The following is a 14,564-nucleotide window of genomic DNA, read 5'->3' as shown; positions in this document are numbered from 1 at the left end:
TGCATTCAACCAATGATCTGGCAATTGATGATCTGGCCGATCAGCCGATCATGGCGTTGTCAGAACGCTTGACCGCAACCACGCAGGAGCGTGCCAGCTTGCCTTCGCCGTCCGGGAACGGTGCTGCTGGGTGCTGAATGCCGACGAACAGGGTGCGCTTGTCTGCGGACCAGGTGATGCCGGTCACTTCGGCACCGTAAGGCACAGTCATGAAACGCTCGATCTGGCCGGTTGCCGGATCACCAACCAGCATCTGGTTGTTGCCCATGCCGGCAAAATCGCCCTCGTTCTTGTAGTCGCCGTCCGTCTGGATCCAGAGCAGACCGGATGTGTCGAACATCATGCCGTCCGGCGAGTTGAACATGTTGCCGGAGTTGATGTTGGACGAACCGGCATACGGGCTGTCGCCATGGACGTCCGGGTTGCCGGCCATAACAAACAGGTCCCACTTGAAGCTGCTGGAGACGTGATCGTCATTTTCCGGATACCAGCGAACGATCTGGCCGTAGTTGTTCTTCTCACGCGGGTTAGGACCGCCGACCGGCGTTTCATCACCGCCCGCATTGGTCTTGACGCCGCGGTTCTTGTTGTTGGTCAGAGCGCAGTAAGCCTCGACAGCAACCGGGTTCACGGCCACCCACTCCGGGCGGTCCATGGTGGTTGCACCAACCTTGGAAGCAGCCAGACGGCTGTAGATGCAGATCTCGGCTTGGCTCATACCGGTGGTCTCTTCGGTCAGCGCAAGCCATTCGCCGTTGCCGTCGTCAGAGAACTTGGCGACGTAAAGCGTGCCTTCGTCCAAAAGCCCGTCCGTGGAAGCGCCAGGAACATAAACGCCATTGGAGACGAATTTGTAGAGGAACTCACCGCGTTCATCATCGCCCATGTAAACGATGACCCGTCCGTCACGCGCGACGGTGCAGGCTGCGTTTTCATGCTTGAAACGACCAAGTGCAGTGCGCTTGACAGGCGTTGCATCCGGGTTGGCCGGATCGATCTCAACGATGTAACCAGCACGGCGCGGTTCGTTGATGTTCTTGGAGATATCGAAACGCGCATCGAACTTTTCGTAGTCGTAGCGGCTCTCGACGCCGATACCGTAACGCTTGAAGTCGGCCGGCAGCTCCAGGTCGGCGTCCGTGGAGCCGAAATAGCCGTTGAAGTTTTCCTCGCAGGTCAGATACGTGCCCCAGGGCGTCTTGCCGGCGCCGCAGTTGTTGTATGTGCCGAGCGACTCGGTGCCCGAAGGATCTGCGTCAGTCTTCAACAGGTCATGACCAGCAGCCGGGCCCGAGATCTTCATCGGCGTGTTGTGGGTGATGCGACGGTTGAACGGGCTGTCGACAACAACGTGCCAGTCGCCGCCCTCTTCCGCCACTTCCATGACCGTCACACCCTGCAGGTTCTGCAGCTTCAGAACATCATCGGCGGAGGTCGGCTTGCCGTCTTGATTTTGCGGCAGGTTCAGCTTCGGGTTCACGTATTCGCTGTTCACTGCGATGATCTGCTTGTCGCCGATCGCGAAGAGCTCCATGCCGTCGGTGTTTTCGCCGAAGACGCGGTCCGAAGTCGCAAGGTCGCCGCCCGTCACGTGGTCAAAATCGGCAGCATCGGAGAAGAGCTTGTCGCCCCACTTGACCAGAATGTCCCAGGTGTAGCCTTCAGGAACATGAACCGTTGCATCGGTTGCAACGCCAACTGGCGTAAAGCCGAAACGGCCGGCTGCCTGAACCGCCGTTGAATTCAGCAGGCTTGCGCCAGTGCCAAGGCCCATGACGGCCGCGCCGGAGCCAAAGGCCACCAGGCCGCTCAGAAAACCACGGCGAGACAGACCGGAAGCAACCACACGGTCAAATTCGGTTTCTTCTTCGGTCGGACGAACCAGTTCGTCCCATTCATCCCAGGACAGATCATAAGTGTCATTGTCGGTCATAGCTTGCTCTCCCTCGTGGCTGGCTATCGCAAAAAGACCAGCTTCGAATACGAGCGTTGAGTGACACTTCGGCGACAAATCAGATGGTTCCATCAGGTCAAAGTAAGAAAAGTGAAACCGTCAATTCACACACGCCAAAGGCGAGACTTCTCAGATCAAAATACGGCAGAACCCAGTACTTCAAACGCCAACGTCGAGCGCAGCTCCTTCCTGTTTCACCCCTGTTCTGCAGGGTATCAGGATCTGCGGCCGGCCTGGCAGAGCGAATATTCCGCCAATACTTTCACAAAACATAAAATAGCAGAATTACCAGGCACCTTAGACAGCGCGGGAGACAACAGGGCCTAACCAACTGAAAAATATAACAAATTAAACTAGCTGCATATATCATCGCTATTTTTAGGTAATTTTTACATGTAACTCTCAGTATTCAATCAACAAAAATACACTTTGACGAAAACGAAATCGAAGAAACGCGGCATTCGCTAATATTATCAATACTCACAATCGGCAAAATTGCATTGGTTTTATCGACACCATAGGGAAAACCCCGAATGAAAATCCGGAGTTTTTTAATCGTACTTTTTACTATTGCGACCCTGATCCCGACGCTCATTTTCAGCGCCTGGTCATATCATATTGGCGTCAAAAGAGAATTCACCGAAGTCGAAGATCGCCACCTGCTGATCGCCCAAAACCTGAGCTTCGCGCTGGAGCGATACCAGCAGGACGTCGTTGCCGCTTTTGAATCCGTCAGCGCGACCTTGACGCAAGGAGCCTCCACGGACGCCATGAAGCGTCTGCTCCGGCAGCTGAACATGCTGTGCATTCTCAACGTCGACAAGAAGACCGGTGAAGTGCGGCAGCAGATGGCAACCTTCGGGCACGCGCCGGTCGAGGTGATCGACCCCGCACTTATGTCCGCTGTTTCCAATTTCGCCACGCCGTCGCGAACGGTGTTTTCCAATGTCATGGAGAACAAGACCGGCGAGAATGTCCTCTATTTGATACGCGATTTTGGAACCCATTACGCAATTGGTGAAATCAGCACACGGTATTTTGTAAGGCTCGGCAAGAGCATCAGCTTCGGCATCCGGGGCCACGCTGCCATCGTGGATCAGTTCGGCAATGTTCTGGCCCACCCACGAGAGGACTGGATCGCAAGCCGAAAGAACATCTCACAGGTGTCATCCGTGGCGCGCATGATGAACGGCGAGACCGGGATCGAGGAATTCTATTCGCCAGCGCTGAAGGGCAACATGATTGCCGGCCTGACCTCCGTGCCCGGACCCGGCTGGGGTGTCATGGTTCCCCAGCCGATCTCGGAGATCTACGACAAGGTCTATGCCAACCGGTCCTCGGTATTCCTCATCCTTGCCATCGCCTTGACAGGCACCCTGGGCATCGGTTTGCTGTTTGCTCGGTCCTTGTCGGCGCCGCTGGAACGACTTGCCACGGTCATGAAGACCAATGCCCGCGAGCGGCAACTCCATGCGGTCGAAAGCAAGAGTGACCTGTTTCCTTTCGAGGAAATCAAGGATTTCCGCGACAGCTACAACACCATGGTCCACCGTGTCACGGAATCCGGGCGAAAGATCGAGGCCCTGGCCTTCAGCGACACGATCACCGGGTTGCCGAACCGGGCCCACCTCCAGTCGGTCGCCGCCCCGATCCTTGCCGGAAACAAGCATGGAACGCCCGGTGGCATCATGGTTCTGATCGATCTGGATAACTTCAAGGAGGTCAACGACCTCCACGGTCATGATGCCGGTGACCAATTGCTCAGGGTATGCGCCACTCAGATCCTCAAGGTCACCGGCGGCCTTCAGGCCTGCGAGAGCCAAACCGGCTCTGAACCGCTCGCAAGCCCGGTCGTCTCCCGCATTGGCGGCGACGAATTCATCATCATGGTCCAGGGCCTGGTCGATGAGGATGGAATCCAGGCGTTCCTGGATGTTCTGCGCGCTGAATTGGCCAGCCCAGTTCACGAATTGCCCTTCACACTGAACAAGAGCGCCAGCATCGGCTGCTCGCGTTTCCCTCAAGATGCACAAGACGTCGAGGAGCTGATCAAGCGCGCTGACATCGCCATGTATCACGCCAAGAACAGCGGCAAGAACCGGTCAGAGCTCTATTCGCCTGAAATCGGCGCCCGGTCGACGGCGGAGATACGCCGCGACGTTCTCGACGCGATCGATACGGACGGCTTCTTTCTCGAGTACCAGCCGAAAATCTGTGCCCACCGCCAGAAAGTTTGTGGCGTCGAGGCATTGGTGCGCTGGAACCATCCCGAATATGGCCGATTCATGCCGGACTACTGGCTGCCTGCAATCGCCAATTCTCCCGCGATCTCCGCCCTTGGAGAATGGGTCGTCAAACGCGCCATGAAAGATCAGATGGCCCTGGCCAAGGCCGGCCAAGACATCTTCATGTCCGTCAACATCGGTCCTGGACACTTCGTGACACCGGGCTTCGTTGAAAGCGTTGACGCCATTCGCGACGAACTCGGCTTCGATGCGCAGCGACTTGAGATTGAAGTCACCGAAGACGCCCTGTTTGTCTCTGAGGACCAGGCGGTGGATGCTTTCAAACGATTGCACAAGAGCGGCTACAGGGTCTCAATCGACGATTTCGGCAAGGGCTATTCCAACATCGCGCGGCTGGCCAGACTTCCCGTCGACTTCCTCAAGATCGACCGCTCGATCATTGTCGGCGCGTTTGAAGATGACCGCATAAGGGCCATTCTCGAATCGACCTTCGACATGGCGCGCAAGCTGGACTGCAAGACCGTGGCCGAGGGTGTGGAGACACTGCAGCACGCCGAATTTGCGACCCGCCTCGGCGCCAATTGCCTCCAGGGCTATTATTTCGCTAAGAGCATGCCGCTCGATGAGCTGAACGACTGGCTGAGCAATCAATCCCGAAATTCGGTGCACGCCTATCACGAAAGGCTAAAGCAGGCTGTGTGAATTAAGCCCGACGATGTTTCGGTCACCAAGCCCGTCCGAGCGCTGCCATTCTTGTAGGAAACAGCCTTTGCCCCTTGCCCGATCCGTCGGAAATTGCTTCGATGATTTCGTAACTTAAGCGGACCTATTCAGCCAAAATGACATCGCAAGACGCCCCTTCCCACGACAACCCTGATCACATGACTTCTCTTGAGGGCGAAACCGGAGACGCGCCCAAGCGGCTCCACAGTGCGATCATCGCAGATCAACTCGAGGCGGAGATCATTGCAGGGACGCTGGCAGGCGGCAGCAAGCTGGACGAGTTGGCGCTCACCGAACGCTTCGGCGTGTCCCGCACGCCCGTGCGCGAAGCGCTCCACGTCCTGGCCTCGAGATCGCTTGCCGAGCGGGTGCCCTATCGCGGTGTCATCGTCGCCAACATCACCCGCGAACGGATCGACAACCTGTTCGAGACCATGAGCGAGATCGAAGCCACCTGTGGCCGCCTCGCCGCCCAGCGCATGACCATGAGCGAGCGCGCAGCTCTTGAGGAGCTTCATCTTTCCATGGCGGAGATGGCAGAGAATGGTCGCTATGACGAGTACGAGCGGGCCAATACGGATTTTCACACCGCCATCTTTGCTGGCACGCACAATGAAGAACTGATCGAGGTGGCCAATGGACTTCGGCTGAAACTCGCCCCTTTCCGCAAGTCACAGCTTCGCATTGCCGCCCGGATGAAGAAATCCAACGAAGAGCACACGGCGATTGTCACCGCGATCCTCGACAGCAATGCCCGGGAAGCAGAAAAATCCCTACGCCGGCACCTCCTGAGCGCCGCCAAGGCCGCCCTCTCCCGCATGGGCTAGGCGACAACGCAGACGGCGGCCGATCTCCCGGCCGCCGTCAAGCGATGCTGCGTGCAATCAGCCGGACCTTACCAGCCGATCGCGTCCGGCAGCCAGGTGGCGAGCGCTGGAAAGAAGAACACCAGCGCAAGGCCAATCAGCTGCAGACCAATGAAGGGGATCACCCCCTTGTAGATATCGCCGGTCTTCAGCTCTGGCGGAGCCACACCCTTCAGAAAGAACAAGGCCCAACCGAACGGCGGCGTCAAGAAGGACGTCTGAAGATTGACCGCAACGAGAATGGCAATCCAGGCCATGTCCACGCCTGCCTGCATGAAAATCGGCAGAAACAGTGGCAGGGCGATATAGGAAATTTCGATCCACTCCAGGAAAAAGCCCAGCACAAAGAGGATCAGCATCAGGAACAGGATCTGACCGTCCAGCCCGCCCGGCACCAGCGCAAAGGCGTCCTGGACCAGATGTTCACCGCCAAGCCCCCGGAAGGCCAGACCGAACGGCTGGGCCATGACGAGAATGAAGAACACCATGGCACTGGTGACAAAGGCCGACTGCACCGTCTCCTTCATGACGGAAAAGCTCATCCGGCCATAAAGGATCGCCAGGACGATCGAGCCGAAGGCTCCCATGGAGGCTGCCTCGGTCGGTGCGGCAACCCCGCCAATGATCGATCCGAGCACCAGGAAAATCAGCGCCAGCGGCGGCACGACGACCTTCAACAGCTTCAGCGCGATGTCGGTGGATGAATATTGCGCTCTCTCATCGGGCGGAAAGGCCGGAACCATGTGAGGCTTGAAGACCCCAAGAAGAAGAATGAACGCAACAAAGAGACCGGAAAGCACAAGTCCGGGGATCAGCGCTGCGGCAAAAAGGGTTCCAACGCTCTCGCCCATGATGTCCGCAAGCAGAATGAGCACGAGGCTGGGCGGGATGATCTGTCCAAGCGTTCCAGAGGCACATATGACGCCGGCCGAAACAGCGCGATTGTAGCCCCGGTTCAACAGCGGCCCGAGCGCAATCAGCCCCATCGTGACCACCGTCGCCCCGACAACGCCCGAAGCGGCCCCCATCAGGACACCGACGAGGACGATGGCCAGAGCCATGCCGCCGCGCAGGCCCCCCATGGCCAGCCCGATCACATCGAGCAGCTCCTCGGCGATCTTCGACTTTTCGAGCATGATGCCCATGAAGATGAAAAGCGGCAGGGCCAGCAGCGTGTAATTCGTCACGACGCCGAAGATACGCGCCGGAATCAGATTGAACAGGACCGGCCCGAAGCCGATGTAGCCGAAAACAAAACCGGTCACGGCCAGACAGATGGCAACCGGAATACCGCCAAGAAGCAGCACGAAGAACGCACCGACCATCAACAACGGCAGCATGTCAGTAAGGGGCATGACGAGTGTCTTTGTGTTGTGAGCAGGCGTCTTATGCGCTGCCTGAGTGTCTGGAACCGGTGTCAGTGAGCTCGCCAATTGCTCTCAGCGTCATGGCGAAGGCCTGAAGGGCGAGAAGCACGAAAGCCGCCGGAATGGCCGCCTTCAGCAGGAAGCGCATCGGCAACCCGCCCGGATCGGGCGACCCTTCCATGATGGCGTAGCTGCTGGTGACATAGTTGATCGAAAGACTGACCACATAGACCGCGACGATGCACAACGCGGCATTGCCGATCACATCAATGATGGCCTTCGCGCGAGGGGAATAGCGGGCATAAAAGATGTCCACGCGCACCTCGCCCCCCTGATTAAGCCCATAGGACATGCCGAACAAGGCCGCCACCGCCATCAGGTGCCACTCGGCCTCCTGCAATCCCACCGTCGAGTAGGAAAACAGGTATCGCGCCAGAACGTTAAACGCGACGAGCAGCACAAGCGCCAGTCCGCTCCACGCCGCGACGGAACCAATGAAACGGACGGCGCAAGACGCGCCGTCCGAAACAAGATCAAGGATCTTCAGCATGGAGCCGTTAGCCTGCCATCATGTGGTAGGGCTTCTCGGAGATCTGGGACCACATGTCGTGTTCCTTCTTGAAGGCCATGAAGGCATCGTGAACCTTCTTGGTCGCCGGATCTGCCTCAGCACCGGCAGCAAGCGTCTCCAGAGTGACTTCCTTCAGCTTGGTCACCACGTCAGCCGGCAGAACGTCGGCGGTCACGCCGTAGTTCTCGACCAGATCAACCAGGGCCGCCGCATTGTTGGCCTCACACCATGTGTGGCTTTCCAGATTGCAGGCCATGGCAGCGCTCTGGACGATCGCCTGAAGATCGGCCGGGAGGCTTTCCCAGGCCGCCTTGTTGACCAGCAGTTCCGTGGCGTTGGACGGCTCATGCCAACCGGTCGTGTAGTAGTATTTGGCGGCGTTCTGCAGACCGAGACGACGGTCCTGATACGGGCCGACGAATTCGGCAGCATCGATCACACCGCGCTCCAGCGCCGGGAAGATCTCACCGCCCGGAAGCAGCTTCACGTCCACGCCCAGCTGCGCGTAGACCTTGCCCGCAAGACCGGGGATCCGCATCTTGAGATCCTGGAAGTCTTCGATCTTCGTGATTGGCTCGCGGAACCAGCCGGTCATCTGCACGCCGGTGTTGCCCATCGGCATGGCCTTGAGGCCGAGCGGTTCATAAAGCTCGTCCCAGAGCTGCTGGCCGCCACCGTGGTAAAGCCAGGCGTTCATGCCCTGGAAGTTGAGTCCGAAAGGAACCGTGGTGAAATACTGGGCAGCAGGCATCTTGCCCGCCCAGAAGTAGGCGTTCGCCGCATTCATCTCGACGGTGCCGCTGCGCACGGCGTCAAAGCCCTCCAGCGCCGGAATCAGCTCACCAGCCGCAAAGTGCTGGATCTTCAGACGGCCACCGGACATGGCCTCCACCTTCTTGCAGAAGTCTGTGGGGCTGCCAGGGCCTTCGACGTAGAAGGGCGAGCCCGGGCCATAGGCGTTGGTCATTTTCCAGGAGAAACTCTCCTGGGCGCGCGCGATCGAAGGGGCCGCGAGCGGCGCGGCCGCGGCGGCCATCAGACCACCTTTCAGAAATTTCCTGCGTTGCATGTCAAATCGTCCTTGTGCAATCGGGAGGGATTGGAGCGCTGCGAAGCGTCGAAAACTCCAATACAAGAACAATGCCAGTTTTATAAAATTCATATTTTTCAATATGATACAAAAAACAGATGCAAAACTTTGTATACAAAATCTCGAAATTGATATCGATTGCATACCAAAGACGCATAGAATTCAGGCAGTGTGCCCAACCATCAGCCTCTTTCCGGTCAAGCTCCCGCCTGGAGCTGCAAAGAGGGCTTCAATAGCCAGCACGCCGCCTTTCTCTGGCCTTCAGACCGCACGCCTGATAAAGCCCGGCTATGGCAAATGACCCCTCCCTTTCGCTTGAAGACTTTGTTCAGGCCACGCCCACGACCAAACGGTTGATCGGCCTTGATCTCGGCACCAAGACCATCGGCCTTGCCCTGTCCGATGTCGGCCGCGGCATCGCCTCGCCGATGGAAACCATCAGGCGCAAGAAATTCACCCTCGACGCCGAGCACCTTCTCAAGATCTGTGCGCAGCAGGATGTCGGCGGCATCGTTCTTGGCCTACCGCTCAACATGGACGGCACCGAGGGCCCAAGGGTTCAGGCCACCCGCGCATTTGCCCGCAATCTCGCGCCCAAGACGGAGCTGCCCATCACCTATTGGGATGAGCGCCTGTCGACCGCCGCCGTGACCCGCACGCTGCTGGAGGCCGATTCAAGCCGCGCCCGGCGCGCCGAAGTCGTCGACAAGATGGCAGCTGCCTACATCCTGCAAGGCTTTCTCGACCGGCTTGGTCATATGCAGAGCGCGGCAACATTCGGCGATGGCTCGGCAGATGACGGCTTGGACGATTGAGCCAACTCGGCTAGACTGCAGCTCTTTCCCGAAGCGCCCCGCGCCTTTTCCGATCTTTCACGTCCTACCAAAATCTTGCTGAGCCAAACTCATGCTGATGACCCTTGCCGCCCTGTTGCCGATCATTCTGATCACCGCTCTCGGTTATGCCCTTGAACGAACCAACATCATCAGCCGGGATCAATGGTCCGGCATCGAACGGCTCGCCTATTTTCTGCTGTTCCCGGCAATTCTGTTTCAATCCATCGCCCTTGCGGACTTCGGACGGCTGCCGACCCTGTCCATGGGTCTGTCGCTCCTGTGCGCCATCTCCGTGATGATGCTGCTGGTGCTGGCTCTGCGGCCTTTCCTGCAGGCCCGCTTTGCGATCAATGGCCCCCGGTTCACCTCGATCTTTCAAGGCTCGGTGCGCTGGAACGGCTTTCTGGCACTGGCCATGGCCGACAGCCTGATCGGCGCCGAAGGCGTGGCGCTGCTCGCCATTGCCATGGTGGTCATGATCCCCGTGCTGAACATTGCCAGCATTCTGGTTCTGTCGCGCTACGGCGACAGCGGCGAAGCGCCTACGGTCGCGAAAGTCGCGCGCGATCTTTACACCAACCCCTTCAACATCGCGATCGCCGCAGGCATCTTCTTCAATGTTCTGGCCATTCCGATCCCGTCGATCGCCCAGACAACACTGACCATGCTCGGCGCAGCTGCCCTGCCCGTCGGCATCATCTGCGTCGGCGCAAGCCTTGATCTGAACTCCCTGCGCCGCCCGGGCCCTGCGCTCTCCAGCGGAACCTTTATCCGCCTCCTGATCAGCCCGCTCGTCGGCGCCGGTTTCGCCGCCCTGTTCGGTGTGACAGGCAGCGCGCATATCGCCATTCTCATTGCCTGTTCGGTGCCGTCGGCCAGCAATTCCTTCCTTCTGGCCCGGTTGATGGGCGGCGACGCGAAACTGATGGCGGAAATCCTGACACTTCAAACGCTTGCCGCCATGGTCACCATTCCGGTCGCGCTCGCTTTGCTTGGCTGACGCGAAATAACAGGTGGATCAATCGCGCCGGCAGCCTTTAAAGCTTGTGGAATCGATCATTCGCGCCTATAGCCATGATCTCGATGAGCGCACCTGATCCCCATCGATTGAGTTCTTTCCCCCATCGCCATTTGCTGGGCATTGAAGGACTTCAACCCCACGAAATTCTCGGTCTCCTCGACCGTGCGGATGAAGCCGTTGAGGTCAGCCGCCAGGTCGAAAAGATCAAGCCCGTCCTTCGCGGCCGAACGCAGATCAACCTGTTTTTCGAGGCCTCCACCAGAACCCAATCATCCTTCGAGCTGGCCGGAAAACGGCTCGGCGCCGATGTGATGAACATGGCTGTGTCCCAGTCGTCGGTGAAAAAGGGCGAAACCCTGATCGACACCGCCGCGACACTGAACGCCATGCATCCCGACCTTCTGGTGGTCCGCCACCACGCCGCCGGTGCGGTGCATCTGCTGGCCCGCAAGATCGGCTGCTCCGTGGTCAACGCCGGCGATGGTCCGCACGAGCACCCGACCCAGGCTCTGCTCGACGCGCTGACGATCCGCCGGCACAAGGGCAAGATCGCGCGGCTGACCGTTGCCATCTGCGGCGACATCACCCATTCCCGCGTGGCCCGCTCCAACATCATCCTGCTCAATGCGCTGGGCGCACGCGTCCGGGTGATCGCGCCCTCCACTCTGCTGCCCAGCGGCATCGAGAAGATGGGCGTGGAAGTCTTCCGCGACATGCGCGAAGGCCTCAAAGGCGCGGACATCGTCATGATGCTGCGCCTGCAGCGCGAACGCATGAGCGGTGCCTTCATTCCCTCCGTGCGCGAATACTACCGCTACTACGGACTGGACCGGGACAAGCTGAGCTATGCCCGCGAGGACGCCCTGGTCATGCACCCCGGCCCCATGAACCGTGGTGTGGAAATCGATCCGGAAGTGGCCGACGGGCCGCAGAGCCTCATTCGCGAACAGGTTGAAATGGGCGTTGCCGTGCGGATGGCAGTGCTCGAGGCGCTCGCCGCCCATCTGCCGAACAGCTAAGGACAAATCCAGTGGCCATAGACACGCCCAAACCCCTGGTTCTTTCCAACGCAAGGGTGATCGATCCTGCGCGCGGCCTCGATGCCCCCGGATCCGTGATCATCGCCGACGGCACCATTCTCGCAGCCGGTCCGGAAGCGGCCAACCAGGGCGCGCCCTATGGCGCCGAGATCATCGATTGTGCCGGCGCGGTCGCCGGGCCTGGCCTGATCGACATGTGCGTCAGCGTTGGCGAACCAGGCGCGGAACACCGGGAGACCTTTGCCTCTGCCTCCAAGGCGGCTGCGAGCGGCGGCATCACGACGATCGTCACCATGCCCGAGACCGATCCGATCATCGACGATCCGGCGCTTGTGGACTTCATCTTGCGCCGCGCACGCGATACGGCCATCGTCAACGTCAAGCCCATGGCCGCCCTGACCAAGGGCCTTGAGGGCCGCGACATGACCGAGATCGGCCTGCTGCAGGAAGCAGGCGCGGTCGCTTTCATCAACGGCCACAAATCTGTCCGCAACGCGCAGATCATGCGCCGGATCATGACTTACGCCCGCGACTTCAATGCCCTGGTGGTCCACCACACAGAAGATCCGGATCTGGCGGGCGGCACCATGAACGCAGGATTGAACGCCAGCTGGAAGGGCCTGTCTGGCGTCCCCCGCGAGGCTGAAATCATCATGCTGGAACGGGATCTGCGGCTCGTCGGCATGGCCAAGAGCCGCTACCACGCCAATTTGATCTCCACATCGGACAGCGCCGATGTCATCCGCGCAGGCAAGAAGCGCGGGCTCGACATCACGGCTGGTGTGTCGATCAACCACCTGACCCAGAACGAAAACGACATCGGCCCCTACCGGACCTTCTTCAAGATGTCCCCGCCCCTGCGCGACGAGGACGATCGGCAGGCAATGATCGCGGCCGTGGCGGATGGCACCATCGACATCATCGTCTCCAACCATGATCCGCAGGACGTGGAAACCAAGCGCCATCCCTGGGCCGAAGCCGAGGACGGCGCACTTGGCCTCGAGACCCTTCTGGCCGCAGCACTCCGGCTCTATCACGCGGAGCAGATGGACCTGATGCCCCTACTCGCGACCATGACCTGCAACCCGGCCGACCGGCTTGGCCTCGACGCAGGTCGCCTGTCTGCCGGAGCGCCGGCCGACGTGGTCGTGTTCGACCCGGACCGGCCATGGGTATTGGAAAAAAGCGCGATCAAGTCCCGCTCCAAGAACTCGCCCTTCGAGGATGCGCGCTTCTCCGGCCGGACCCTGCGCACGGTCGTTGCAGGCCGGACCGTCTACACTTACGATTGAGGTTCACGACAAGGCGCTGGGGCGTATTGAATGGGTGATTATGGGGTTGGCGTAGTCATATTGATGATGATGGTCTCAGTCGTAATTGTGGCCGGCTATCTCATCGGGTCGATCCCCTTCGGATATATTTTCGCAAGACTTGCCGGTCATGGCGACATCAGACAACTCGGCTCAGGGCACACTGGAACAACAAACGTTCTTCTTGTCACCGGTAGCAAACCGCTCGCGGCCCTTACCTTTCTGTTCGATGCCGCAAAGGGCGCTTTTGCAGTCTATATTTCCCTTGGTGAACAACCTAGCGATTTGCCAGTCGTTTTCTTTGGCCTCAGCGCATTCCTTGGACATCTCTTTCCCATTTGGCTGTCGTTCAAAGGCGGCCAGGGAGCCGCTGTTCTTTTTGGCATGGCGATGTGTCTTGCATGGCCCATCGGGTTGATATCTGCCGCCATCTGGCTCGCCGTAACCGCACTCCTTCAAAGCGCGGTCCTGGCCACCTTCACCGCCAGCCTTGTCTCCGCAATCCTCTTTGGCTTCACTGCGCACCCGCAGTTCGCCCTGATCTTCGCAATCGCCGCTGCAGTACTTGGACTGAGGCACAGAACAGAGCTCTGCACCCTGCTCAAAGCGAAAATTCTCAAGTCCGATCCATCTGCAAAACCAGGACAGGCAGAAGGAAAAGGCGATTGAAGGACGCTAGATCGCTCTTTTGAATCAAGCGTCCGGGGTGTTTTCAAATCCGCCGGCAATCGCCGGACTTGATCCCACAATCCATCCGGTTACATTGCCTCAAACTTCAATTGCGATTGTTTCAGGCAAGCGTCATCGTTGACCTGAGCACGTTGAGAACAACGCTCGAAACAGCGCTTTCAAAAGAGCTGCGCCTGACTTTGAAGAGAAACGCCCAAAATGCCTGATCCAACCAGCTGGAACCTTGCCTGGCCTCTTGTCCTCGCCGTTCTGGCGTTCGGCTACCTGCTGGGCTCAATCCCTTTCGGCCTGATCATTACCCGCCTTGGCGGCATGGGCGATGTGCGCGAGATCGGTTCGGGCAACATCGGCGCGACCAATGTTCTGCGCACCGGCAACAAGAAGCTTGCCGCCGCGACCCTTGTCTGTGACGCCTTGAAGGGCACGATTGCCGTCCTCGTCGTCAAACATTTCTTCGGTGCCGAATTGGCGCTGATCGCGGGCTTCGCCGCGTTTCTTGGCCACCTTTTCCCGGTCTGGCTGAAGTTCAAGGGCGGCAAGGGCGTTGCGACCTATATCGGCGTCCTGCTCGGCCTCAACTGGCCCTTTGCGCTGCTGTTTTGCGCAGTCTGGCTCACCTGTGCATTTCTCTTCCGCTATTCCTCACTCTCCGCCTTTGTCGCCAGCATCTTGACGCCCCTTGTGCTTTTTGCGGCCGGTTACGTGCAAATGGCCGCAATGTTCGTCATACTAACGCTCATTCTGTTCTTGAAGCACCATGAGAACATCAAGCGTTTGCTGAACGGCGAGGAAACCAAGATCGGCAACAAGTCCAAACCCGTCGAAGCTCCTCCGGGCAGCCCGACCTGAT

The 14,564-nt window shown here is 58.9% G+C and carries 12 protein-coding genes; 8 read left to right on the top strand and 4 right to left on the bottom strand.

What is annotated here, in order from left to right:
• Positions 1–40: 40 nt before the first annotated feature.
• Complete coding sequence (locus tag IG617_RS04385; protein ID WP_192107718.1) at positions 41–1,933, bottom strand: PhoX family protein; 1,893 nt, start codon at positions 1,931–1,933, stop codon at positions 41–43.
• A gap of 554 nt (positions 1,934–2,487) precedes the next feature.
• On the opposite strand from IG617_RS04385, the gene IG617_RS04380 reads away from it, so the two are divergent.
• Positions 2,488–4,902, top strand: a complete 2,415-nt coding sequence (locus tag IG617_RS04380) for a bifunctional diguanylate cyclase/phosphodiesterase (protein WP_192107716.1) — start codon at positions 2,488–2,490, stop codon at positions 4,900–4,902.
• Between the two features lie 137 nt (positions 4,903–5,039).
• Entirely contained in the window at positions 5,040–5,750 is a 711-nt protein-coding gene (locus IG617_RS04375) for a GntR family transcriptional regulator (RefSeq protein ID WP_254170439.1), read from the top strand.
• Positions 5,751–5,818: 68 nt separating this feature from the next.
• Here IG617_RS04375 and IG617_RS04370 read toward each other — a convergent pair whose 3' ends face one another.
• Genes IG617_RS04370 through IG617_RS04360 form a run of 3 tightly spaced genes read right to left on the bottom strand, consistent with a single transcriptional unit; the run spans position 5,819 to position 8,796 of the window.
• Positions 5,819–7,144 carry a TRAP transporter large permease gene (locus IG617_RS04370; protein ID WP_192107712.1) on the bottom strand — a complete coding sequence of 442 codons (1,326 nt, stop codon included), beginning with the start codon at positions 7,142–7,144 and terminating at the stop codon, positions 5,819–5,821.
• Positions 7,145–7,175: 31 nt separating this feature from the next.
• Positions 7,176–7,706 carry a TRAP transporter small permease subunit gene (locus tag IG617_RS04365; protein WP_192107710.1) on the bottom strand — a complete coding sequence of 177 codons (531 nt, stop codon included), beginning with the start codon at positions 7,704–7,706 and terminating at the stop codon, positions 7,176–7,178.
• A 7-nt stretch (positions 7,707–7,713) separates the two neighbouring features.
• Positions 7,714–8,796: a TRAP transporter substrate-binding protein gene (locus IG617_RS04360; RefSeq protein WP_192107708.1), complete on the bottom strand. Its 1,083-nt coding sequence runs from the start codon at positions 8,794–8,796 to the stop codon at positions 7,714–7,716.
• Positions 8,797–9,107: 311 nt separating this feature from the next.
• Here IG617_RS04360 and ruvX point away from each other — a divergent pair, with 311 nt between their 5' ends.
• The 6 genes from ruvX (at position 9,108) to plsY (ending at position 14,563) form a co-directional block, all read left to right on the top strand.
• Positions 9,108–9,632 (top strand): Holliday junction resolvase RuvX, encoded by a 525-nt coding sequence (gene ruvX, locus IG617_RS04355; protein ID WP_192107706.1) that lies wholly within the window; start codon positions 9,108–9,110, stop codon positions 9,630–9,632.
• Positions 9,633–9,723: 91 nt separating this feature from the next.
• Positions 9,724–10,653 (top strand): AEC family transporter, encoded by a 930-nt coding sequence (locus IG617_RS04350; protein WP_192107704.1) that lies wholly within the window; start codon positions 9,724–9,726, stop codon positions 10,651–10,653.
• Between the two features lie 74 nt (positions 10,654–10,727).
• Entirely contained in the window at positions 10,728–11,693 is a 966-nt protein-coding gene (locus IG617_RS04345) for an aspartate carbamoyltransferase catalytic subunit (protein WP_192107702.1), read from the top strand.
• A gap of 11 nt (positions 11,694–11,704) precedes the next feature.
• Positions 11,705–13,006: a dihydroorotase gene (locus IG617_RS04340; protein WP_192107700.1), complete on the top strand. Its 1,302-nt coding sequence runs from the start codon at positions 11,705–11,707 to the stop codon at positions 13,004–13,006.
• A 30-nt stretch (positions 13,007–13,036) separates the two neighbouring features.
• Positions 13,037–13,693, top strand: coding sequence for a glycerol-3-phosphate acyltransferase (locus tag IG617_RS04335; RefSeq protein WP_192107698.1), 657 nt, complete (start codon positions 13,037–13,039; stop codon positions 13,691–13,693).
• 219 nt (positions 13,694–13,912) lie between these two features.
• Positions 13,913–14,563: a glycerol-3-phosphate 1-O-acyltransferase PlsY gene (gene plsY / locus IG617_RS04330; protein ID WP_192107696.1), complete on the top strand. Its 651-nt coding sequence runs from the start codon at positions 13,913–13,915 to the stop codon at positions 14,561–14,563.
• Position 14,564: the final 1 nt, after the last annotated feature.

This window comes from Roseibium polysiphoniae, assembly GCF_014842925.1.
Classification (GTDB): Bacteria; Pseudomonadota; Alphaproteobacteria; order Rhizobiales; family Stappiaceae; genus Roseibium; species Roseibium polysiphoniae.
Note: the sequence above shows the minus strand (reverse complement) of the source record. Positions and strands in the feature narration are given on the sequence as shown.

Coding starts and splice junctions, on each gene's coding strand:
- IG617_RS04385 (WP_192107718.1), bottom strand. CDS start 1,933: ATGACCGACAATGACACTTATGATCTGTCCTGGGATGAATGGGACGAA.
- IG617_RS04380 (WP_192107716.1), top strand. CDS start 2,488: ATGAAAATCCGGAGTTTTTTAATCGTACTTTTTACTATTGCGACCCTG.
- IG617_RS04375 (WP_254170439.1), top strand. CDS start 5,040: ATGACATCGCAAGACGCCCCTTCCCACGACAACCCTGATCACATGACT.
- IG617_RS04370 (WP_192107712.1), bottom strand. CDS start 7,144: ATGCCCCTTACTGACATGCTGCCGTTGTTGATGGTCGGTGCGTTCTTC.
- IG617_RS04365 (WP_192107710.1), bottom strand. CDS start 7,706: ATGCTGAAGATCCTTGATCTTGTTTCGGACGGCGCGTCTTGCGCCGTC.
- IG617_RS04360 (WP_192107708.1), bottom strand. CDS start 8,796: ATGCAACGCAGGAAATTTCTGAAAGGTGGTCTGATGGCCGCCGCGGCC.
- ruvX (WP_192107706.1), top strand. CDS start 9,108: ATGGCAAATGACCCCTCCCTTTCGCTTGAAGACTTTGTTCAGGCCACG.
- IG617_RS04350 (WP_192107704.1), top strand. CDS start 9,724: ATGCTGATGACCCTTGCCGCCCTGTTGCCGATCATTCTGATCACCGCT.
- IG617_RS04345 (WP_192107702.1), top strand. CDS start 10,728: ATGATCTCGATGAGCGCACCTGATCCCCATCGATTGAGTTCTTTCCCC.
- IG617_RS04335 (WP_192107698.1), top strand. CDS start 13,037: ATGGGTGATTATGGGGTTGGCGTAGTCATATTGATGATGATGGTCTCA.
- plsY (WP_192107696.1), top strand. CDS start 13,913: ATGCCTGATCCAACCAGCTGGAACCTTGCCTGGCCTCTTGTCCTCGCC.